Annotated in this window: 22 protein-coding genes, 1 rRNA gene and 1 pseudogene; 7 read left to right on the top strand and 17 right to left on the bottom strand. The window is 33.6% G+C overall.

Translation table 11 applies throughout. The features are described from left to right. Window positions 1-169 precede the first annotated feature (169 nt). Window positions 170-1,672 (top strand): 16S ribosomal RNA (locus tag AAGD19_RS02210). A 440-nt stretch (window positions 1,673-2,112) separates the two neighbouring features. Here AAGD19_RS02210 and AAGD19_RS02205 read toward each other — a convergent pair. The 4 genes from AAGD19_RS02205 to AAGD19_RS02190 all read right to left on the bottom strand — a co-directional run bounded on the left by AAGD19_RS02205 (window position 2,113) and on the right by AAGD19_RS02190 (window position 4,143). Then, entirely contained in the window at window positions 2,113-2,499 is a 387-nt protein-coding gene (locus tag AAGD19_RS02205) for a hypothetical protein (protein ID WP_341748152.1), read from the bottom strand. 174 nt (window positions 2,500-2,673) lie between these two features. Next, complete coding sequence (locus AAGD19_RS02200) at window positions 2,674-3,159, bottom strand: IS982 family transposase (protein WP_341747355.1); 486 nt, start codon at window positions 3,157-3,159, stop codon at window positions 2,674-2,676. Then, entirely contained in the window at window positions 3,141-3,521 is a 381-nt protein-coding gene (locus AAGD19_RS02195) for a hypothetical protein (RefSeq protein WP_341747354.1), read from the bottom strand. The genes AAGD19_RS02200 and AAGD19_RS02195 overlap by 19 nt, the downstream gene beginning before the upstream one ends. Before the next feature lie 103 nt (window positions 3,522-3,624). Then, window positions 3,625-4,143 (bottom strand): transposase, encoded by a 519-nt coding sequence (locus AAGD19_RS02190; RefSeq protein ID WP_341748151.1) that lies wholly within the window; start codon window positions 4,141-4,143, stop codon window positions 3,625-3,627. 222 nt (window positions 4,144-4,365) lie between these two features. On the opposite strand from AAGD19_RS02190, the pseudogene AAGD19_RS02185 reads away from it, so the two are divergent. Then, window positions 4,366-4,557 (top strand): annotated as a pseudogene (locus tag AAGD19_RS02185) (IS6 family transposase); the annotation flags it as partial. Window positions 4,558-4,618: 61 nt separating this feature from the next. Here AAGD19_RS02185 and rplI read toward each other — a convergent pair. The 3 genes from rplI to rpsF are packed head-to-tail and all read right to left on the bottom strand — an operon-like array spanning window position 4,619 to window position 5,867. Continuing rightward, a complete protein-coding gene (gene rplI / locus AAGD19_RS02180; protein ID WP_341748150.1) occupies window positions 4,619-5,173 on the bottom strand; it encodes a 50S ribosomal protein L9 in 555 nt (184 codons plus the stop codon). 13 nt (window positions 5,174-5,186) lie between these two features. Continuing rightward, window positions 5,187-5,471: a 30S ribosomal protein S18 gene (gene rpsR / locus AAGD19_RS02175; protein WP_341748426.1), complete on the bottom strand. Its 285-nt coding sequence runs from the start codon at window positions 5,469-5,471 to the stop codon at window positions 5,187-5,189. 27 nt (window positions 5,472-5,498) lie between these two features. Continuing rightward, a complete protein-coding gene (gene rpsF / locus AAGD19_RS02170; protein ID WP_341748149.1) occupies window positions 5,499-5,867 on the bottom strand; it encodes a 30S ribosomal protein S6 in 369 nt (122 codons plus the stop codon). A gap of 473 nt (window positions 5,868-6,340) precedes the next feature. Here rpsF and AAGD19_RS02165 point away from each other — a divergent pair, with 473 nt between their 5' ends. Further along, a complete protein-coding gene (locus AAGD19_RS02165; RefSeq protein WP_341748148.1) occupies window positions 6,341-7,045 on the top strand; it encodes a winged helix-turn-helix domain-containing protein in 705 nt (234 codons plus the stop codon). Window positions 7,046-7,122: 77 nt separating this feature from the next. Here the strand turns inward: AAGD19_RS02165 and dut are convergent, their stop codons facing one another. The 5 genes from dut to AAGD19_RS02140 all read right to left on the bottom strand — a co-directional run bounded on the left by dut (window position 7,123) and on the right by AAGD19_RS02140 (window position 11,864). After that, complete coding sequence (dut, locus tag AAGD19_RS02160) at window positions 7,123-7,566, bottom strand: dUTP diphosphatase (protein WP_341748147.1); 444 nt, start codon at window positions 7,564-7,566, stop codon at window positions 7,123-7,125. A 55-nt stretch (window positions 7,567-7,621) separates the two neighbouring features. Then, window positions 7,622-8,050 (bottom strand): hypothetical protein, encoded by a 429-nt coding sequence (locus tag AAGD19_RS02155; protein ID WP_341748146.1) that lies wholly within the window; start codon window positions 8,048-8,050, stop codon window positions 7,622-7,624. A 91-nt stretch (window positions 8,051-8,141) separates the two neighbouring features. After that, window positions 8,142-8,951, bottom strand: coding sequence for an SPOR domain-containing protein (locus AAGD19_RS02150; protein ID WP_341748145.1), 810 nt, complete (start codon window positions 8,949-8,951; stop codon window positions 8,142-8,144). Window positions 8,952-8,975: 24 nt separating this feature from the next. Beyond that, a complete protein-coding gene (gene argS, locus AAGD19_RS02145; RefSeq protein WP_341748144.1) occupies window positions 8,976-10,709 on the bottom strand; it encodes an arginine--tRNA ligase in 1,734 nt (577 codons plus the stop codon). A gap of 3 nt (window positions 10,710-10,712) precedes the next feature. Next, on the bottom strand, window positions 10,713-11,864 hold the full coding sequence (locus AAGD19_RS02140; RefSeq protein ID WP_341748143.1) for a deoxyguanosinetriphosphate triphosphohydrolase: 1,152 nt from the start codon (window positions 11,862-11,864) through the stop codon (window positions 10,713-10,715). Window positions 11,865-12,078: 214 nt separating this feature from the next. Between AAGD19_RS02140 and AAGD19_RS02135 the strand changes: the two genes are divergently transcribed. Continuing rightward, a complete protein-coding gene (locus AAGD19_RS02135) occupies window positions 12,079-12,411 on the top strand; it encodes a HesB/IscA family protein (RefSeq protein ID WP_341748142.1) in 333 nt (110 codons plus the stop codon). 121 nt (window positions 12,412-12,532) lie between these two features. Here AAGD19_RS02135 and AAGD19_RS02130 read toward each other — a convergent pair whose 3' ends face one another. The 3 genes from AAGD19_RS02130 to AAGD19_RS02120 all read right to left on the bottom strand — a co-directional run bounded on the left by AAGD19_RS02130 (window position 12,533) and on the right by AAGD19_RS02120 (window position 14,653). Beyond that, complete coding sequence (locus tag AAGD19_RS02130; RefSeq protein WP_341748141.1) at window positions 12,533-13,297, bottom strand: phosphatidylcholine/phosphatidylserine synthase; 765 nt, start codon at window positions 13,295-13,297, stop codon at window positions 12,533-12,535. A gap of 37 nt (window positions 13,298-13,334) precedes the next feature. After that, the gene (locus tag AAGD19_RS02125) at window positions 13,335-14,030 is read right to left on the bottom strand and encodes a phosphatidylserine decarboxylase (RefSeq protein ID WP_341748140.1); all 696 of its coding nucleotides are present in this window, start codon (window positions 14,028-14,030) and stop codon (window positions 13,335-13,337) included. 152 nt (window positions 14,031-14,182) lie between these two features. Then, window positions 14,183-14,653, bottom strand: a complete 471-nt coding sequence (locus AAGD19_RS02120; protein ID WP_341748139.1) for an RT0821/Lpp0805 family surface protein — start codon at window positions 14,651-14,653, stop codon at window positions 14,183-14,185. Window positions 14,654-14,767: 114 nt separating this feature from the next. On the opposite strand from AAGD19_RS02120, the gene AAGD19_RS02115 reads away from it, so the two are divergent. The 3 genes from AAGD19_RS02115 (at window position 14,768) to AAGD19_RS02105 (ending at window position 17,534) form a co-directional block, all read left to right on the top strand. Continuing rightward, on the top strand, window positions 14,768-15,676 hold the full coding sequence (locus tag AAGD19_RS02115) for a cation diffusion facilitator family transporter (RefSeq protein ID WP_341748138.1): 909 nt from the start codon (window positions 14,768-14,770) through the stop codon (window positions 15,674-15,676). Window positions 15,677-15,686: 10 nt separating this feature from the next. Then, window positions 15,687-16,130: a nucleoside deaminase gene (locus AAGD19_RS02110; RefSeq protein ID WP_341748425.1), complete on the top strand. Its 444-nt coding sequence runs from the start codon at window positions 15,687-15,689 to the stop codon at window positions 16,128-16,130. 75 nt (window positions 16,131-16,205) lie between these two features. Continuing rightward, window positions 16,206-17,534 (top strand): multidrug effflux MFS transporter, encoded by a 1,329-nt coding sequence (locus tag AAGD19_RS02105; RefSeq protein WP_341748137.1) that lies wholly within the window; start codon window positions 16,206-16,208, stop codon window positions 17,532-17,534. A gap of 14 nt (window positions 17,535-17,548) precedes the next feature. Here the strand turns inward: AAGD19_RS02105 and tsaD are convergent, their stop codons facing one another. Together tsaD and gatB are read right to left on the bottom strand one after the other, a co-directional pair. Then, window positions 17,549-18,583, bottom strand: coding sequence for a tRNA (adenosine(37)-N6)-threonylcarbamoyltransferase complex transferase subunit TsaD (tsaD, locus tag AAGD19_RS02100; protein WP_341748424.1), 1,035 nt, complete (start codon window positions 18,581-18,583; stop codon window positions 17,549-17,551). Then, on the bottom strand, window positions 18,580-20,028 hold the full coding sequence (gatB, locus tag AAGD19_RS02095; protein WP_341748136.1) for an Asp-tRNA(Asn)/Glu-tRNA(Gln) amidotransferase subunit GatB: 1,449 nt from the start codon (window positions 20,026-20,028) through the stop codon (window positions 18,580-18,582). Before gatB ends, tsaD begins: the two co-directional genes overlap by 4 nt. Window positions 20,029-20,196 lie beyond the last annotated feature (168 nt).

Raw genomic sequence — 20,196 nt, 5'->3', positions numbered from 1 at the left:
GGATGGTAGATTTTGTATATAATTACTCCTACGAAAAGACGAACATTAATTGTTCGTAGCTGTTTTTAAAAGTAAATAATCAGATATAGGTAGTGACAGCAAAATGTACTTATCACTAAAAGTGATAAATTAAACCTGTCAATTTTTTGAATAAAAAGTAGACAGGATCAAACTTGAGAGTTTGATCCTGGCTCAGAACGAACGCTTTCGGTATGCTTAACACATGCAAGTTGAACGGATTAATTTAGGGCTTGCTCTGAATTAGTTAGTAGCAAACGGGTGAGTAACACGTGGGAATCTGCCCATCAGTACGGAATAACAATTAGAAATAAATGCTAATACCGTATATTCTCTTCGGAGGAAAGATTTATCGCTGATGGATGAGCCCGCGTCAGATTAGGTAGTTGGTAGGGTAATGGCCTACCAAGCCAACGATCTGTAGCTGGTCTGAGAGGATGATCAGCCACACTGGGACTGAGACACGGTCCAGACTCCTACGGGAGGCAGCAGTGGGGAATATTGGACAATGGGCGAAAGCCTGATCCAGCAATACCGAGTGGGTGACGAAGGCCTTAGGGTTGTAAAGCCCTTTTCAGCAGGGAAGATAATGACGGTACCTGACCAAGAAAGCCCCGGCTAACTCCGTGCCAGCAGCCGCGGTAAGACGGAGGGGGCTAGCGTTGTTCGGAATTACTGGGCGTAAAGAGTGCGTAGGCGGTTTAGTAAGTTGGAAGTGAAAGCCCGAGGCTTAACCTCGGAACTGCTTTCAAAACTACTAATCTAGAGTGTAGTAGGGGATGATGGAATTCCTAGTGTAGAGGTGAAATTCTTAGATATTAGGAGGAACACCGGTGGCGAAGGCGGTCATCTAGGCTACAACTGACGCTGATGCACGAAAGCGTGGGGAGCAAACAGGATTAGATACCCTGGTAGTCCACGCCGTAAACGATGAGTGCTAGATATCGGGAGAATTTCTTTCGGTTTCGTAGCTAACGCATTAAGCACTCCGCCTGGGGAGTACGGTCGCAAGATTAAAACTCAAAGGAATTGACGGGGGCTCGCACAAGCGGTGGAGCATGCGGTTTAATTCGATGTTACGCGAAAAACCTTACCAACCCTTGACATGGTGGTCGCGGGAAGCAGAGATGCATCCTTTCAGTTCGGCTGGACCACACACAGGTGTTGCATGGCTGTCGTCAGCTCGTGTCGTGAGATGTTGGGTTAAGTCCCGCAACGAGCGCAACCCTCATTCTTATTTGCCAGCGGGTAATGCCGGGAACTATAAGGAAACTGCCGGTGATAAGCCGGAGGAAGGTGGGGACGATGTCAAGTCATCATGGCCCTTATGGGTTGGGCTACACGCGTGCTACAATGGTATCTACAGAGGGAAGCAAGACGGTGACGTGGAGCAAATCCCTAAAAGATATCTCAGTTCGGATTGCTCTCTGCAACTCGAGAGCATGAAGTTGGAATCGCTAGTAATCGCGGATCAGCATGCCGCGGTGAATACGTTCTCGGGCCTTGTACACACTGCCCGTCACGCCATGGGAGTTGGTTTTACCTGAAGGTGGTGAGCTAACGTAAGAGGCAGCCAACCACGGTAAAATTAGCGACTGGGGTGAAGTCGTAACAAGGTAGCCGTAGGGGAACCTGCGGCTGGATTACCTCCTTTAAAGACTTAATTATAGCATGTTATTACTTTTGTAATATTTGCTCAAGTCCGACTTTCGCTGTCACTACCTTTAACTGATTGTTTATCAAATTTTAAAAACAGCTCTTTCTTTAAGTATTTTTTTATATTCACCAAGCCTAGCAAAATAAATATTTCCCAATATATATACTTGATGAATTTTAAGAGTTGGTTAGTTAGGCGTACGGGTGACGAGCGAACGAAACGTAGTCAAACCATTATTCCTACGCGACTTATCTTCGAGATGGATAGGATCAAAATTGTGCCATAAAACGAGGTTAGTATGCGGTGTATGGGATAGAAAATTAAATTTTCTTTACTGACTACATTTTATCATTTTGCAGATTTTGTCATTTGGGGCATTGTTAGATCAAATAAATTGAATAAATGTTGTTGAAGAGACGTTAATTTTGATAATCTTGCTACTTTACAACCTTTGATAGTGTAATATAAAAAACATATTTTTCCAACTCTCTTAATGCTTCCTCAATGGTCACATTATATTTACCATCCTTAGTTACTCCACGACCCTGTTTCAACTTATTTTTCATATAGTGCCATATTTTTAATGCCAACATACAGACAAATACATGTCCCTTTGTTCTATTGCTTTTCCTTAAAAAAATCGGCCTTACTTCGAGTAATCCCGTCTTCATACTGCTAAAATTCGATTCTACTTCATGTAAATTATGGTAAGCTTTATCAACCAATTCTTTACTCATCAGTTTAATTTCAATCTGTGTTTCAATCGCATAACAACCATCAAGAGCAAATAATTCTTTTTTCTTATCTTGATCAATTTCAACCACTATTTGGTTGTCGTCTAATTTTAGGTTAATAAATTTATCTATCCGCCATTCTTCAGCAATTTTTTGAATATTATTTAAACCAGTTCTTGGCTTTGCTTTCTTATGCGTTGATACATATATAGTAATCTCAGTTTAACGTAAGGAGCAATTTTTGTGCTTTTAATTTATTAGGCTTTATTGCTGGTTTGCGTGGCTTGAATCAATAAGCCCTGAGATTATATTGACAAATGCATTAGTTGGACTTCGATGCCTTGAATGCTCAATTTGGCAGCAATTTTTTAACTGATCTATTACAGTCTCTACGATACCCCTTTTACCTAAAAAGAACTCTTGAATCTCTGTCATTATACGTGCTTTTATGTTCTTTCTTACTTTGGTAAATATATCTACGACTTGCTTTTTAAGCTGCTTAATAATAGGTCGTCCTAAATACCCCTTATCAACAAATAGCCAACCTTGCAATTTTTTCATTAACTTTGCTACAGGAAAACGATTATCAACATTTGCAGATGTCATTTTACAAGCCATTAACTCACCTTCATTATTAATTATCAAGTAAAGTTTTAAGCAAAAAAACCATCCCATTGAGTTTTTGCCTTTTGTTGCTATGCCCTTAAAGACCTTGTGCCTTTTTTCTCCTTTTATATGATTATATGACAAACATCTAGTGTTGTTGAATCTGCAAAATATATTCCTGTTTCTTTATCGGTAATGCCATGTAAAAAAATAGTAAGGGGCATCAAGCTACTTTCCATTAATTCAACAAATCTATTATAACTCACTACCTTTGGAAAATAAGCTTTTAGAACTCTTTGTACGCAGTCAATATAATAGTATTTAAAGGTTCGATAATGACTAATATGAAACAATATTATAATAGTCATTATCTCGGATAAACTCATGCTACAGGGCTTATTTCTTTTCTTGCCTGAATTTGCTAAAAAATAATTTTGATTATTTTTATCAAAATACTTACAAAAATCATCAATTGAACAGAATATTTCCTCTAGGGAAGCCAACATAGTTACCTCTTTAATTGTCAGTTAAAATTAGTAACTTTAATTCACTTCCCACTACACCGCAACCCTTATATCTTTATATAATCCTTCTACACTTATATCGAACTCAGGTTATATTACGTTCTTCCACCTTGCTAACTAGTTTTTCAACTCGGTTATTCCTATCAAACTCAACTTTTCGGGCTATAGAACCATTTTTTCTTAAAATATATCTTTTACCATTACTAGTTATTTCGCATATCTGTTCTTCAAAAAAACTATATTGCAAAACTCCGCTTTTCTCTAAGCTTTCAATCTCAACTTTACTTAAGGTTGTAATATAGTCCCATCCTTCTTTGGTCAGGGCTTCTTTGCCTGCCTCCTTAATCATTCCTTTATCACCAACAAAGACGATATTCTTAATACCAAAATTAGATTTTACTAGCTCTATCTGCTCATAAATGGTAGAAGGATCAGCACTATTACCCTTAAAAACTCTAACAGCCAAAGGTTCGCCATGATCATCAGTTAATAGACCTATCACTATTTGCTTTTTACCCTTCTTTTTATCCCAATTGTACCCATATTCCGCAAGTTCATTCTCTGTTCCTTCGAAATAGCTGGAAGTGACATCGTATAAAAGCATAACTGAAGGTACGTTATTGTGCTTCTGATAAGTTTTAAATAATTTCAGTTCTATCTTTTCTTGATTCTCCTCTAACCATTCTAGAGCATTGGCAAACTCGCTTATGCTGAGGAATTTACAGAAGCTACGAAACCTCAACCTGCAGAGAACGATGATGTACGTGAGGAGCAGAGAGTACCGGTAGCATGAATAAGTTACCAGCAGAAGTAGAGTTTACCAAAGATATCTAATATAGTTGAACAAGACCACCGCTTTATCAAGAAACGAACTAAGCCAATGCTTGGTTCTAAGAGTTTTCGCTCTGCTGCTATTACTGCTATAGAAAATATTCATATGATTCAAAAAAAACAAATTACTGGAGCTAATAATAATTTTTCTACTTTTGAGAATTTTGTTATGCTCATGGCATCATAATGTCCAAAATCTAAGGTTTTACAATTTTCGTTAGAACACGATTTACAAATGCGACAAAACCTTATATCTGCTCCACATCGTTAGGAGTAGAGGTTTCTTGTTGATCAGAACTTTCAAGGAGGTCAATAGTATCTTGCTTATTGTTCCTTGAGTAATCTTGTGCTTCAGATTCTGACCTTGCAACAATTACCGTTATATTTGTACTAAGCTCAGCGTGCAACCTAACCTCTACCACGAATACACCTGTTGACTTTATCGGTTTCTCAAGAATTATACTTAAATGTGATATTAAGTGCAAAGAAGCCTTAGACAAACTTTCAGCAATTTCTTTATTATTCACTGAACCAAACAACCGACCATCATCAGCAGACTGCTTAATAAATATTAATTCCTTACCACTTATAACATTATTAATAGCTTCTGCCTCAGATCTTATTTTTAGCTCCTTCATTTCAAGATCATGTTTTTGGGCTTCTATGAACTGTTTATTAGGTTCTGTTGCCCTAATTGCTAATTTTCTGGGGATAAGATAATTACGAGCAAACCCCTTTTTTACCTTAAGAATCTCTGCAATCTTTCCAAGTTTTCTTACAGGTTTAATCAAAATAACTTCCATCTTATTCCTCTGCTTAAATTTGAAATACAAAAGGCAACAACGCTAGGATTCTAGCAATTTTTATAGCATTCTTCAGTTTTCTTTGCTTTTTGGCACATACATTGGTAATCCTACTAGGCAACATTCTACCACCTTCTGATACAAATTTTATTAACAAATCAGGGTTCTTGTAATCAATTACTGGAGCATTTGGAATAGAAAGAGGACATCCCTTACGTTTTCTAAAAAACACTCTTTTATTACTTCTATCAACCATTCTAGTCATTGACTGAGAGTCAACAGCATCATTCTCAAACATTTTAATCTTTTCCAATTTTATTACTATTTAGTCTTTATTAATTGTTACATCAACTATTTCTTCATGATCTGAACCTTTACTTCTTAGAATCGGCGAAGGTTCAGCACTTATTGAATCAACATTGATATTAACAAACCTAATAATATTTTCACTTAGCTTCATTTTCCTTTCCAGTTCATTTATTACCGAAAAATCAGTTTTAAGCCCCATAAAAACATAATGTCCTTTTTTATTATTACCAATCTTATAGGCTAAACTTCTTAAACCCCAATATTCAGTTTTAATAACTTCACCGTTACTATCTTTAACAATTTTAGTAAAGTCATCGGTAATTTTATCTACATCAGCAGACGAAATATCTTGGCGTATGATAAAAACTGATTCGTAAAAAGCCATATATAAGAATCTCCAGCTACAAAATAAAGCCATTTATAACAATAAAAAACATTTAATTCAAGTGTTATCTTTATTATAGAGCATAATTAATAAATCACTAATACCTTTTGATTGCAAAAATATAACCGTTTTACACGGATTGTAAATAAATAATTAAATTAGTAGACTTATATTAATAAATTTAGTAGAAATTTATTAATTAATTCGATAATATTGCACTTTAAAAAGTCAAATTAATATCATTACAATAAATTCACAATATATGTAACATTAGACTCTTGCATAACTGAATTATACTCTTTTTACTTTAAAAAATTGACTCAGCAAAAACTTTGAGGATTTGCGTACTTCACATTACTTACATGTATGTCTAGCATGCTTATACCTTGTTTTATGCTCCAATCCCTCAATCATTTGGGTATACAGAGAAGAATTTAGTCATGCCTAAAGTCTTCATTTAATTAGTATTTAAAATGTTTGATAAATTACCGCCTAGAGTTCTTATTATAGAATCAACTAAAAGCATTAACGTTTCTTTATCTAATGTCATAGAGAGAGCATGGTTTAATCTTGTTAAGGCTAACACAATAGAAAAAGCTATAGCTTCCTCTATTGCAAATCACCCTGACATAATTATTGTTGATTCGATGGTACAAGATAAAGTTGCTACAGAAATAGCAACTAAACTAAGAGAAATTAATGGTTTAGAGAAAGTACCAATAATTTTTTTGCTACATTCCGGAGAATCACCGTCTAATTATACTTTGGAAGATAATAACTTTGTTGTTTCTCTTACTAAACCATTCACTTCAGATCAGCTAATGATTTCAATAAGATCATTACTCCGACGATTTAATTTAATTCTACAAGATAAAGTTATAAAATATAAGGAAGTAAGTATGGATCTTACTACCTATAAAGTAACTAATAACGGCAGGATAATTCGTTTAGGACCAACAGAATTTAAGATTTTACAACTTTTTATCAAAGCACCTAAAGTAATATTTTCCCGTCAAGATATTGTAGACAAAGTGTGGGGCAGAGATACAGCTATTGATCTACGTACTATTGATGTACATATAAATAGAATAAGAACATCTCTAAAAAATAAAGAATCTGAGGTATTTATAAAAACGATCCGTGCTATAGGATATTGCCTTGATTTGCCAAATTCTTAGAATTAAAGTAAAAAATTATCTATTTAACCTGAATTCGATATAAGAATTAATAATTCTTATATCGAATTCAGGTTAATTTAGAATTTCCCAGTCGAACCAAATCCACCAGAACCTCTAGAGGTTTCATCTAACGAATTAACCTCATCCCATAATATCTGCTCATATCTAGCAATAACCATTTGAGCAATTTTCATGCCACGCTCAATTACAAAATCTTCTTTAGGATGATGATTAATTAAAATTACCTTTATCTCACCACGATAATCAGCATCAATTGTACCAGGTGAATTCAGCACGGTAACACCATGTTTTAGTGCCAAACCTGATCTTGGTCTGATTTGAGCTTCTAAATGACTAGGTAATGCTATACAAATTCCCGTGGGTACTAACTTTACTTCTTGTGGTTTTATAGTGATTGGTTCAATATTTGCTGCTACTAGATCCATACCAGCACTATGCTCAGTAGCATAACTGGGCAAAAGATCTACAGAATGTTCTAATTTCTTAATTTTAATGTTCATAAATATAATATTTTTTGGTATGATATTGATCAGCTTGATTACTTAGACTCCAACTTTACTTAACCTTCTTACCATTAGCGTCATAAATTTCGATCTTTTCAAACTTATCTGCTTCTTTATACGGATAAGTAACCCTAGCTGTAATATAACCTCGGTTATTAGATATAGCCCCTTCAACTGGAGTACCTGCCACTTCCCATACTCCAAGAGTCATAACATCAAGTACTCCATGCCCAGCAGCTCTTAAATAATTCAAACCAGATTTTCTTGCCATAGCCCTATATGTTTCCATATATTTTCCATTTTCTTCTTGATGACGATCAACAATTTCCATACCATGAGATAGAAAACAACCTTTCGTTTGGCATTTAGTTATATCTGATACTGAAATACCTTCATTAGAAGCAGCTTTGTAGACAGAGCAGCTAGATAAAATTAGCATTATAATAAAAAGAAAAATATTAACTATATATTTACTAAACATTCATTACCCTAAAAATTAATAAATAGAACACTAACTTATCTTACAGTTATAGCACTGAACTACTTATATTTCTACAATTTTCTTTAATACATCAACGGTTAGTAATTATACAACCTTGCTGATTGTCAGATAGTTTCTTACAGATCGCTTTAGCTTGGCTTATACTTTGGTAGTTACCTACTAATACTAAATAGAAAAAACTTCCTGTACTAGATTGTATCTTCTTAATATTTACTACCGTATTATTAAGAATTTTTGCATATTTTTTTTTGATTCTTTCTCCTTCTTGGTTAGCTTCTGATTCAGATTTTACCGAGGCTAGTTGAATTTTATAACCACCTTGATTCGACTTATTTAACTGTGTTTCATCAATTTTGCGATGTGATTCAGTAACTTTTATGACATTTAAACCAGCTTTATTATTAGATGGTTGAACTATTGGAACAAATTTTTGCTCTATTAAATTCTCTTTTTGCACCAAGTCATTTCTTACTATATTAGGTAAAATTGTTTCTGTTCCTTCTTCATCTTTACTTAGTTTGTGTTTTTCATACTTAGCTTGATCAGTTTCTACTATACTAAATAAAATCGTGTCTATCGAGTCAAGTTCTTCATCACTTTCTGCTAGTTTTTGTTTAGCAATATTTAATGGCTTTTCCGGTTCAGGTTGTAATATTACAGGTTTGTTGGTCTTTTTTTGTTGTAAACTCTCATAAATTATATTATTTGCATTTGGTATTACTATCCCACCACTATCTTGTGGTTTAATTTTTGTAGGTGATGGATCAGGGTAAATTATTACTACTTGACCACTATTTCGGCTGTAATTAGTATAAACTAAATATGTAATACCACTAATTATTGAGAGAATAATTAATAAGAGTAAAGTGCGGTTAGTCATCAACTTGTAAATTACAATACTTTATTACATTTTATTCATAGGTGTTACCCCTATAACATCAAAACCAACTTTTATAATCTTTTGAATAGATTTTGCTAAAGCAAGGCGAGCGGTGGTTAACTCTATATTATCTTCAATTAGAAACCGATAATCATTATTTTCCTTGCCAAAATTCCATAAAGCATGGAATTTTGAAGCTAAATTAATCAGATAAAAAGCTACTCTGTGGGGTTCAAAATATTTTGCCGAAATCTCTAAAACTTTTGACCATGAAGCAAGAAGTTTAATTATTTCTATTTCCTCTTCGCTGGAAAGTAACGACAAGTCATACTCATTCTCTAAGAATTTACCATATGCTTTTGGCATGGATTCTTTAGCTTTTTCCAGTATAGATATTGTCCTAACATGAGCATATTGTACGTAAAATACAGGATTATCTTTTGATTGTTCTTTTACTTTTACTAGGTCGAAGTCAAGAGCAATATCATTTTTACGGGTTAGCATTATAAATCTTATTATATCTTTACCTACCTCATTTGTTACATCTCGCACACTAGTAAAATTACCGCTACGTTTTGACATCTTTATAGCGATACCGTTTTCAACAAAATTTACTAACTGGCAAATCTTAACATCAACTTTAACTTTTTCTCTACCAAGGGCTTTAACTATTGCCTCAATTCTTTTTACGTAACCACAATGATCTGCACCTAGAATGTAAACTAGATGATCAAAACCACGATCTATTTTATCCTTAGCATAAGCTAAATCAGAGGCAAAATATGACCAACTACCGTCAGATTTTTCTATTGGTCTATCTTGATTATCACCAAAAGCCGTAGATTTAAACAATTTCTGAGTTCTTGAATCCCAAGATTCATCTATTTTACCTTTAGGAGGGGACAACTGCCCCTCATATATTAGTCCCATTTTAGTAAGCATTTGTACAACTTCATCAATCTTACCACTATCATGCAGTGACTTTTCCGAGAAGAATACCTCGTGTTCAATATCTAGCTCCTTTAAATCCTGCTTAATTATAGCTAACATTTCTTCTACTGCAAAATCCTTAACGAGTTCATGACGTTGGTTATCGGTCATTGTTAATAATTTATCACCAAATTTTTCCACCAACTTTTGTCCAATATCTACCAAATATTCTCCAGGATAAAGCCCTTCTGGTATTACGATCTCTTCTTTTGTTAATGCTTGTTTATAACGTAAAATAACTGAACTAGCTAAGTCATCCACTTGAGAGCCGGCATCATTAAGGTAATATTCTTTGGTAACAATATAGCCAGTACTATCTAGAACTTTGGCTAAAGCATCACCATAAACAGCACCTCTAGCATGACCAATATGCATAGGACCAGTTGGATTTGCAGATACATATTCAATATTAACCTTTTGATTATTACCAAAATTAATCTTAAAAAAATCCTCCTTATCCAGCAATATATCATTGATAGAGTTATGCCACATATCAGCTTTGATAGTAAAGTTAATAAATCCTGGACCAGCAACTTCTATAGACGCGATATATGGAAGAGGCGTTAATAGTTCTTTAAATCTAATAGCTAGTTCCTTAGGTTTAATATTTTGTTTTGCAGCGATAATCATAGCTATATTACTTGAAAGATCACCATTGAGATTATCTTTAGGAATTTCTATAGCCGCCAATTTTAACACATCTTCATTATCGCATATTTGTCTAGCTGCACTAATGATATCTTCACGTAATTTATTAAATATATTCATAAATCAAATATTATTAAAATTGAAGGAATAAAGATCTTGATATTCTTGAATAGCGAAGCGGTCAGTCATGCCAGCTATATAATCTGCTACTATATCAGCTTTGGATTTTACATCCCCTGGTACAATTAATTCTTTCCAACTAAATGGTAATAAATCAATATTATCCATATATACTTTAAATAACCCTTGTATAATATTTTGACACTTTAAAGTTATAGAAGTCAGTTTATTATGTTTATATACTTTATTATACAAGAATTGTCTAATTGCCGTTATATGTTCTTTTGTCTCGTCAGTAAAATCAACAATCTGATAATCAAGATGTCGTATATCAGCTATTGTAGTTATTTTCTGTTTTTGTAAGTTATCATTTGTTTGTAGCAATAGATCGGTAATTAAATCACTCATCAATTTACGTACGATTTCATAAATAAGACGAGAAGTTGTTATATCCTTAAACTTGGACTTAATTTCAAAAGCATATTGATCAATAAATTTAATTTCTGCTAGATGATTAAAATCAATAATCTTAGCACCAACACTATCTTCCAAATCATGAGAAATATAACTAATATCATCAGCTAATGAAGCAATTTGAGCTTCAGCTGAGGAATAGTGAGCTAAGTCAAGATCATGTTGTAAATCATACTCTATTATATATTTAGGTATGTTATTTATTAAAGGACCATTATGTTTAACAATTCCTTCTAGCACTTCCCATGTCAAATTTAATCCATTATAAGCCGCATATCTTTTCTCTACTTTAGTAAGAATCTTTAATGAATGAGCATTATGGGAAAATCCACCATAATCTTCCATACATTTATTTAGTGCGATCTCCCCTGCATGACCAAAAGGAGTATGCCCAAGATCATGAGCAAGAGCTACAGTTTCAGCTAAATCACTTGATAAATTAAGGGTTTTAGCAATAGAACGTGCAACCGTAGAAACTTCAATCGAATGAGTAAGGCGATTTCGATAATGATCCCCTTCATGATTAATAAAAACCTGGGTTTTATATTGTAAACGTCTGAAAGCCTTTGAATGAATTATACGATCCCGATCTCGTTCAAATTCATTTCTATAAGATGTAGGATATTCATTAAACAATCTCCCCCTACTCTTGGCTGGATCTACTGCATATGAAGCAAGCATATATAACTCCTATTTAATCTGAATTCGATGTAACAAGTTACATCGAATGATGAAAAAAGTTAAAATGCACTCGCGTCAACCGCTTCAAGAGTGCATTTTTCCTTATAACAAAGCCAGTATAGAATTACCTAGCAAGCTTTTCAAGGTTTTTAAATGAAACTCTTGCAAAATTAGGTTTTTAGGATTATTCTAATGGTCTTTATAATATAAGATTATGTCAATAAAAGTTACTGATAATGCTTTTAAAAGAGTAGATGAGCTAATAAAACTAGAAAGTAATCCAAGTTTGGTTCTTAGAGTAGTTGTTGATGGTGGAGGCTGTTCTGGATTTGTTTATAAATACGCTCTCGTTCCAAGCAATGATATAACAAAAGATGACTGTACTATAGAAAAAGATAATATTAAAGTAGTTATCGATGAAATATCTCAGCAGCTTATGGTTGATTGTATAATAGATTTTATCGAAGAATTAGGTAGTTCCTATTTTGAAATTAGAAACTCCCTTGCAAAAAATAAGTGTGGGTGTGGTAATTCATTCTCTGTATAACTGTATATACTCAATTAACCTGAAGAGTTGGCAAAATGATTAAAAGTTATAGTCATAGACTGTAAAAAGTAAGTCCTTCTCCTTGACTAACTTACTTGTCCCTAGTTATTATGCAACAAATCTAATAGAATTTCCTACTAATAAAATAGCACACTGGTATAGATAACATATATATAAAGGCAATGGATGGTAACAAATACCATGGATATATAATAAGACTTATAATGATAACAGCAAATACCATCATCGCTAATGATAAATATTCGTGTTTTATCTTAATATTTTTTGTTGAAAATGTTGGTAGGCTGCTGGCAAGTAAAAAAGCAATTACAACAATATATAAATCTATCATAATAGTATGTTTACGGATATTGATACCTAAAACGCTACTTACTTCAAAATCCAAAATCATTGGCATTAGAGCAAGTAAAGCTCCACAAGGTGCAGGCACGCCAGTAAAAAAATATTTTATTTTCTTATTATGTATCTCCTGAAAAATAGTAGTATTAAACCTTGCAAGCCTTAAGGCCATGCATACCATAAACAATAATATAGAACCCCATGAAAATACTTGATATTCATATTGTTGAAAAGACCATAAATATACAAGATAAGCTGGGACTACTCCAAAATTAGCAAAATCACATAAGGAATCTAGTTCAGCACCAAAAGGACTAGTAGCATTTAGCATTCTTGCTATCCTACCATCAATTCCATCTATTATAGCTGCAACTAAAGTACAATATACAGCCTTTTCCCATCTACCATCTAATCCAAATTTAATAGCACTAACACCAGCCACAAGACCCAATAAAGTGATAAAATTAGGAAGCAATTTTATAAACGGAATTGGTTTTGTTATTTTAACTTTGTGTATTTTAAGCAATTTATACCTGTATACTTATATTAAAGCAGTAAGAATATTACCTTTTTTCAAACTTAAGTTCAGATGTTTTCTTGATCCTAAAATCAGCAATAATAGTTTCTCCACCAACTGAAGTCTGACCCTCAGTAACACAAAGTGCAGTTTTAAGTGGCAAATAGACGTCAGCTCTACTACCAAATCGGATGATACCATACCTATCACCAACTCTAACCTCAGTATCTTCTTCTAAATCACATAATATTCTTCTTGCTATTAATCCTGCTATTTGAACAAAAGCAATTTTATGACCACTATTTGTTTCCATTAAAACAGACTGACGTTCGTTATATATACTTGCCTTATCAAGAGAGGCATTGAAAAATTTTCCTGGATTATAATGTAGGGATAAAATCTTTCCATTAGCTGGAATACGATTTACATGAACATTAAAAATATTCAAAAAAATACTAACTCTAATCATTTCCTGATTACCAAGACCAAGTTCTAGAGGAGGAACTGCCTCAGTTATTTTTTGCACTGTTCCGTCTGCTGGACTGACTACTAGATCGTCACTAATAGGGGTAAATCGATCCGGATTCCTAAAAAAATATATACACCAAATCGTTATAACTAATCCTACATATCCAAAACTATTATGAACAGTAGAAAGTAAAAAAGTCACAACTGCAAAGCTTACGATAAATATGTAGCCTTCACGATGAATAATCTTCGAAAAATCACTATATTGCTTCATTCTCACTCTCTAATTTTGTTACGTTATCCCATTTACTTAAGGGTAATTTAAAAGTTGGTAGGGCTTACAATAGAAACATCAGGCTAGTGCTAACCTGATGTTATATTCTAAACGGGGTATAAAGGTCAACCGATGATAAGTTTTGATAAAACTTAACGCACAATTTCCCATTGACCGTCTGGTCTACGACAAGCTTTCCCATAAACTTTTTCTTGCTTACCACCCACAACAGCTACCTGAGTATACTCACGGCAATACTGACCACTATCGTCTTTGAAAGCTTTGCTTGGTGTTACATACCCGTAATTACCACTATCTGGGTTACGCCACTCTACACTCTGACCACTAGGAGCAGCCTCTAATGCTTTCTGCGAACTTAGCTCTGCCAATTTCCTGTCATTTTCATCCATATTTTGACCAATTTGACTACCGATAAATGCTCCAGCTAAAGCCCCTATACCAGTTGCTGCAAGTCGCCCTGTGCCTTTACCAAATTGCGATCCTAAAAGTCCACCAGCTACACCACCAATTAATGTTCCACCACCTTGTTTATTCATACCGGTACAGCCATGCAACATTGTTGCTGCTAAAATAATTGCTATAATTTTGCATGTTAAATTCATAAAAACCATATGTTTAAGAGTTACGTTATTTGACACACCCTAGGGTTAGTATATACTATACACTAATATATACTAACACTAATACATTTTATACTATAAAATCGAAAATTTTATATGACTAATTCAGAACATCAAATTTTAATCAAGTCCTCATCTTATTTGTCTTTTAGTATAGCTGTATTCATTTTATTTATTAAATCTTATGCGTGGCTGGTAACTGATTCTCAGTCTATTCTAGCGTCTTTAATTGATACTATGCTTGATATTTCATCATCTCTTTTTAATTTGATTGCTATTCGTTTTGCACTGCAGCCACCTGATTATCACCATAGATTTGGTCATGAAAAAATCCAAGATTTAGCAATTTTTTCACAAGCAGTATTCTTTGTTGTTTCGGGTTTATTTATGGGTTTTTCTTCTTTAAGGTCTCTTGTTGATGGATCAGTTCCAAGCAATATAGAATCTGGTATTAATATACTATATTTGTGCATTATCCTAACTGTTATTTTGGTGGCTTATCAAACTTATGTGATAAAAAAAACTAGTTCTGAAATAATCAAAGTAGATAAATTACATTATTTTACAGATTTACTAACAAATGTTGGTGTAATTGTTTCTATAAAATTAAGTACTCGTTTTTGGTTTATAGATTCATTATTTGGCATTGGTATTGCAATATATATAATATATGCCTCTTATGCTTTATTCAGAAAAGCTTTTAAAAATCTTATTGATGAAGAAATGCCTGAAGAAGATAGAAAAAAAATTCTCTCAATAATTACTAGATTTAAAGAAGTAAAAGGTATACACGAAATGAAGACTAGATATGCTGCAAGTAAGCCGTTTATACAATGTCACATAGAAATGGATGGAGATATGTCATTGTATAGTTCTCATTATATTAGTGATAAAATTTATATTGCATTGTTATTAGAGTTTCCAGGTGCAGAAATAATTATTCACCTAGATCCATATGGTTATGAGGAAAAAGTGAATTACCGTGAAAACATCAACCAAATTTAACAATTTCTTCATGGAGGAGGCTTTAAAACAAGCACAATTTGCTTTTAATGAAAATGAAATTCCGGTAGGTGCTATTATAGTTAATAGAATAAGTAACAAAGTTATTTCAAAGGCTCATAATATTGTTGAACAAACAAAGAATCCGCTACTCCATGCTGAAATTGTCGCGATAAATCAATCTTGTCAAATTCTATCTAGTAAGAATCTATCAGACTGTGATATGTATGTTACTTTAGAACCATGTACAATGTGTGCTGCTGCAATATCTTTTGCTAGGATAGGTAGATTATTTTATGCAGCAAACGACCCAAAACAGGGAGGAGTTGAGAATGGTGGGCGTTTCTTTAACAGTAAATCTTGTTTTTACCATCCTGAAATATATAGTGGTTTTTCAGCAAAAATTTCTGAGAATTTAATGAAGGAATTTTTTAAAAAAGTCAGATCACTGGAATAGACAGGGTATACTTAAATGATTTGGAAAATTGGATTTGAAAATGAATGGTGAGCATGCTAGGTGTATATATAGTACATGAGCATGCGAATCCATGATATTTTCAAAAAACAATTCGTAGGAGCAGAAGAGTATATAAAGGACAATATCTGCAACCAATGGAAGTTATTAATGAAACTAGATAAAATTGAGAATATCATAGTCGCACCACTATATATTATTATATTAATGGTTAGCATACCGGTATTAAGCGAGACTATTTATACTCCCTCACTTCCTGATTTAGCCAAGGATTTAGCAATTAGTGCTAATTTAGCTGAATACACACTTACTATTTATTTGTTCGGTTTTGCTATTGGTGTTTTAATATGGGGTAATTTATCTGATTGTTATGGGCGTAAGCCTTGCGTACTTACAGGATTTTTGATTTATGCTTTATCATGCTTCATTTGTTATCTAGCAGATAATATTAATATGTTATTTGCTGCAAGATTTATACAAGCTTTTGGAGCTAGTGTTGGCTCAGTATTAGGCATTGCTATAGCAAGAGATGTAGTAAAACCAGCAGAGCGTGGTAAAATGTTCTCAACGATAGCTATTGCCACGGCGTTTTCTCCTGCTATAGGACCAGTTATAGGTGGTTTTGTTATAAAATTTTATCATTGGTCGGCGGTATTTCTTGTTCTGATAGTGATTGCAATATTTATCATGGTGTTAATATCAGTTAGACTTCCAGAAACTAACCTAAATCTTAGAAGTGAACGTTTGGTTATTCCACTTTACAAAGAATGTTTTGCTAAAATGATCAGAGATCCAAGATTGCTCGGTTTAGCATTTTTAATTGGAGCAGTGAATGGTATGTTATTTGGTTATTTTACTGAAGCACCTTTTTATTTTATCTCAGGACTAAATATTTCAACTTCATCTTTTGGTATGATAACATTCTTTATATGTATTCCCTTAGCTTTAGGTGGACTTATATCCAAAAAGATGCATAAACTGCAAAGAACTTCTGATAATATTATCTTTACAGCTATTAAAGTTATGTGTTTAGGATCTCTACTATTCTTTTTATCTAGCTATTTTAATCTAATTAATAAAGATAATGTGACAGGTTCTTTATTACAAACTTTATTATGGCTAGGTATTATTATGACAGGTAAGACAATGATAGTTCCAAACTGCTTAAGCCAAGTTTTGGAAGATTATGGTAAATTTGCTGGCACGGCATCTTCACTTTTTGGTTTTATATATTATGTAATTATTGCAAGCTTTACAGGATTAATAGGGCATATGCATGATGGATCATTGATACAACTACCATTATTCATGCTGATCATTTCAATTAGCATGATATTAGTGTTTTATATGGCTATTAATAAGCAGCAAATGGCGAAGAATAATTAATAGATTTCCCATTTTTATAAATCTTCTAAGCTCCATTTAGCTCTAGGACAGAAATCGAGTCGGTCAGTAAGATTGTTTTGTAGACGTTCTAGCCCAGCATAAGCGATCATAGCAGCATTATCAGTGCATAAATGTGCTGGGGGTAGTAAAAGTGCATATCCTTGAGTTGCAGCTTTATACTTAAGTATAGACCTCAAATAATCATTAGCAGCAACCCCACCGGCAAGCACGCAAGTTTTTTGTGGCAATAGCGACTTACCTATAAATTCTTCATACATTCTAAAGCTATTAAGCATTTTTACTGACAAGATTTCTCCAACCACATATTGAAAGCTGGCTGCTATATCATTAATTTCTTGATCACCTATAGGTTCTAATTTGGATATTAATATGCGTACTGCAGTCTTTAAACCTGAAAACGACATATTACAGCCAGTTTGATGAATAATGGGTTTTGGTAAAATATATTTAGACGGATCGCCAAATTTTGCTCTTCTCTCAATTTCTACGCCTCCAGGGAAAGGCAAACCCAACATTTTAGCTACTTTATCAAAACACTCTCCAACCGAATCATCTATAGTTTGTCCTAAAATTTTATATTTGCCAAGGGAGGAAGCGGCAACAAATTGACAATGTCCGCCGGAAACTAATAGAAGTAAGTAAGGATATTCAGCCTTATTGGTTAATCTAGCAGTAAGTAAATGTCCTTCTAAGTGGTTAACTGCAATAAAAGGCTTCTTTAAGACACTAGCAATGGACCTAGCAAACATTGAGCCAACTATTACTCCTCCTATCAAGCCAGGACCGGAAGTGGCTGCGATTCCATCTATATCAGATAACTCAAGATGGCTTTCATCTAAAACATATCTAACTGCTTTTTCTAAATTCTGCAAATGTGATCTAGCGGCAATTTCCGGTACTACCCCTTGAAAAAGCTTGTGTTCTTGATGTTGGGAAATAACAACATTTGACAAAATTTCTTTATCTGAGGTGACTATTGCCACGCCAGTATCATCACAACTTGATTCAATACCCAATATTTTAATTATTGTAATCTCTCCTTTAATAAATCATTCACTAGGCTAGGATTGGCCTTGCCTTCAGTTTTTTTCATTACTTGTCCTACAAAAAAACCAAATAACTTATCCTTACCGCTTTTATAAGCAGCAACAGAATCAGGATTTTCCGACAATATTTCGTCAATTATAGCAGATAGTATACCACTATCTGACATTTGCACTAAGCCCTTTTCTTTAATAATTTTTTCCGGTTGCTCGCCAGTTTCAAACATAGTTTCAAAAACTACTTTGGCAATTTTCCCTGAAATCACCCCATCTTCTATTAACTTCACCATTTGGGCAAGCATTTTTGGGGTAATCTTACACTCATTTAAGCTAATGGCATTTTTATTAAGTTGACCAAACAACTCACTAATAATCCAATTAGCAAGTATCTTAGGATTGCATAAAGTCACTGCTGCTTCGAAATAATATGCTACCTGTTCATCAGCAGCAAGAACCTCAGCGTCATATGTGTTTAAACTATATTCTGCAATATATCTTTTAATTTTTGCATCCGGAAGTTCCGGTAGCTCCCGAGCTAATTGCTCTATCAGCTCCTCAGATAAAACTATTGGTAATAGATCTGGATCAGGAAAATATCTATAGTCATGAGATTCTTCTTTTAAACGCATTGTCCTAGTTTCACCAATATCAGCATCAAATAATCTAGTCTCCTGTATTATTGTCTGACCATTTTCGATTAAATTCACTTGCCTATTTGCTTCAAACTCTATTGCCCGCATAATATTACGAATCGAATTTATGTTTTTGATCTCACACCTTGTTCCGAGTGGATTCCCAGGAAGCCTAACTGAAATATTAGCATCGCAACGTAATGATCCTTTTTCCATATCACCATCACAACTTCCTATATATCTTAACAAAGCCCTGAGTTTACGAACAAATTCAGCTGTTTCCTCCGGTGAGCTAAGGTCTGGTTCAGTAACAATTTCCATTAATCCTACACCAGCCCGGTTTAAATCAATGAAACTATAATACGGAGATTGATCATGGATAGATTTGCCCGCATCCTGTTCTAAATGCAAACGATTAATTCTAATTTTCTTGGTTATTCCCTGCTGAGTTACTATGTCTAAATAACCATCTTGGACAATTGGATGATAGAATTGCGAGATTTGATATCCTTGCGGTAAGTCGGGGTAAAAGTAATTTTTACGATCAAATCTTGAATGAAGATTGATTTTTGCCTTAAGTCCGAGACCGGTCTTAATTGCTTGATGGACACAATATTCATTTAATACTGGTAACATTCCAGGCATTGCTGCATCAATTAAAGATACTTGTGAATTAGGAGGAGCAGCAAATTCGGCGGAACTAGCAGAGAAAAGCTTGGATTTTGAAGAAATTTGGGCATGTACCTCTACGCCTATAACATATTCCCATTTACCTGTATTACCAACAATATAAGCCATTTAAAATCTCTTTAGTTTACTATTAAAATGTGAAAAATTTTTAAGATTAAATCTTTATCATATTTTTGATAAAAATTGTAGTTTTTTATAACAAAACTTACGCTATGAGAAAAAAAATGGTACATTATGTTGAGTATAATTTACAAATGCCAAGAGGATAAAATTGCA

This window comes from Candidatus Tisiphia endosymbiont of Dascillus cervinus (assembly GCF_964026405.1).
Taxonomy (GTDB): Bacteria; Pseudomonadota; Alphaproteobacteria; order Rickettsiales; family Rickettsiaceae; genus Tisiphia.
The sequence above is the reverse complement of the archived record's forward strand: the minus strand, read 5'-3'. Positions and strand labels throughout refer to the sequence as shown.

Coding starts and splice junctions, on each gene's coding strand:
- AAGD19_RS02195 (WP_341747354.1), bottom strand. CDS start 3,521: ATGTTGGCTTCCCTAGAGGAAATATTCTGTTCAATTGATGATTTTTGT.
- AAGD19_RS02190 (WP_341748151.1), bottom strand. CDS start 4,143: ATGCTTTTATACGATGTCACTTCCAGCTATTTCGAAGGAACAGAGAAT.
- rplI (WP_341748150.1), bottom strand. CDS start 5,173: ATGGAAGTTATTTTGATTAAACCTGTAAGAAAACTTGGAAAGATTGCA.
- rpsR (WP_341748426.1), bottom strand. CDS start 5,471: ATGTTTGAGAATGATGCTGTTGACTCTCAGTCAATGACTAGAATGGTT.
- rpsF (WP_341748149.1), bottom strand. CDS start 5,867: ATGGCTTTTTACGAATCAGTTTTTATCATACGCCAAGATATTTCGTCT.
- AAGD19_RS02165 (WP_341748148.1), top strand. CDS start 6,341: ATGTTTGATAAATTACCGCCTAGAGTTCTTATTATAGAATCAACTAAA.
- dut (WP_341748147.1), bottom strand. CDS start 7,566: ATGAACATTAAAATTAAGAAATTAGAACATTCTGTAGATCTTTTGCCC.
- AAGD19_RS02155 (WP_341748146.1), bottom strand. CDS start 8,050: ATGTTTAGTAAATATATAGTTAATATTTTTCTTTTTATTATAATGCTA.
- AAGD19_RS02150 (WP_341748145.1), bottom strand. CDS start 8,951: ATGACTAACCGCACTTTACTCTTATTAATTATTCTCTCAATAATTAGT.
- argS (WP_341748144.1), bottom strand. CDS start 10,709: ATGAATATATTTAATAAATTACGTGAAGATATCATTAGTGCAGCTAGA.
- AAGD19_RS02140 (WP_341748143.1), bottom strand. CDS start 11,864: ATGCTTGCTTCATATGCAGTAGATCCAGCCAAGAGTAGGGGGAGATTG.
- AAGD19_RS02135 (WP_341748142.1), top strand. CDS start 12,079: ATGTCAATAAAAGTTACTGATAATGCTTTTAAAAGAGTAGATGAGCTA.
- AAGD19_RS02125 (WP_341748140.1), bottom strand. CDS start 14,030: ATGAAGCAATATAGTGATTTTTCGAAGATTATTCATCGTGAAGGCTAC.
- AAGD19_RS02120 (WP_341748139.1), bottom strand. CDS start 14,653: ATGAATTTAACATGCAAAATTATAGCAATTATTTTAGCAGCAACAATG.
- AAGD19_RS02115 (WP_341748138.1), top strand. CDS start 14,768: ATGACTAATTCAGAACATCAAATTTTAATCAAGTCCTCATCTTATTTG.
- AAGD19_RS02110 (WP_341748425.1), top strand. CDS start 15,687: ATGGAGGAGGCTTTAAAACAAGCACAATTTGCTTTTAATGAAAATGAA.
- AAGD19_RS02105 (WP_341748137.1), top strand. CDS start 16,206: ATGAGCATGCGAATCCATGATATTTTCAAAAAACAATTCGTAGGAGCA.
- gatB (WP_341748136.1), bottom strand. CDS start 20,028: ATGGCTTATATTGTTGGTAATACAGGTAAATGGGAATATGTTATAGGC.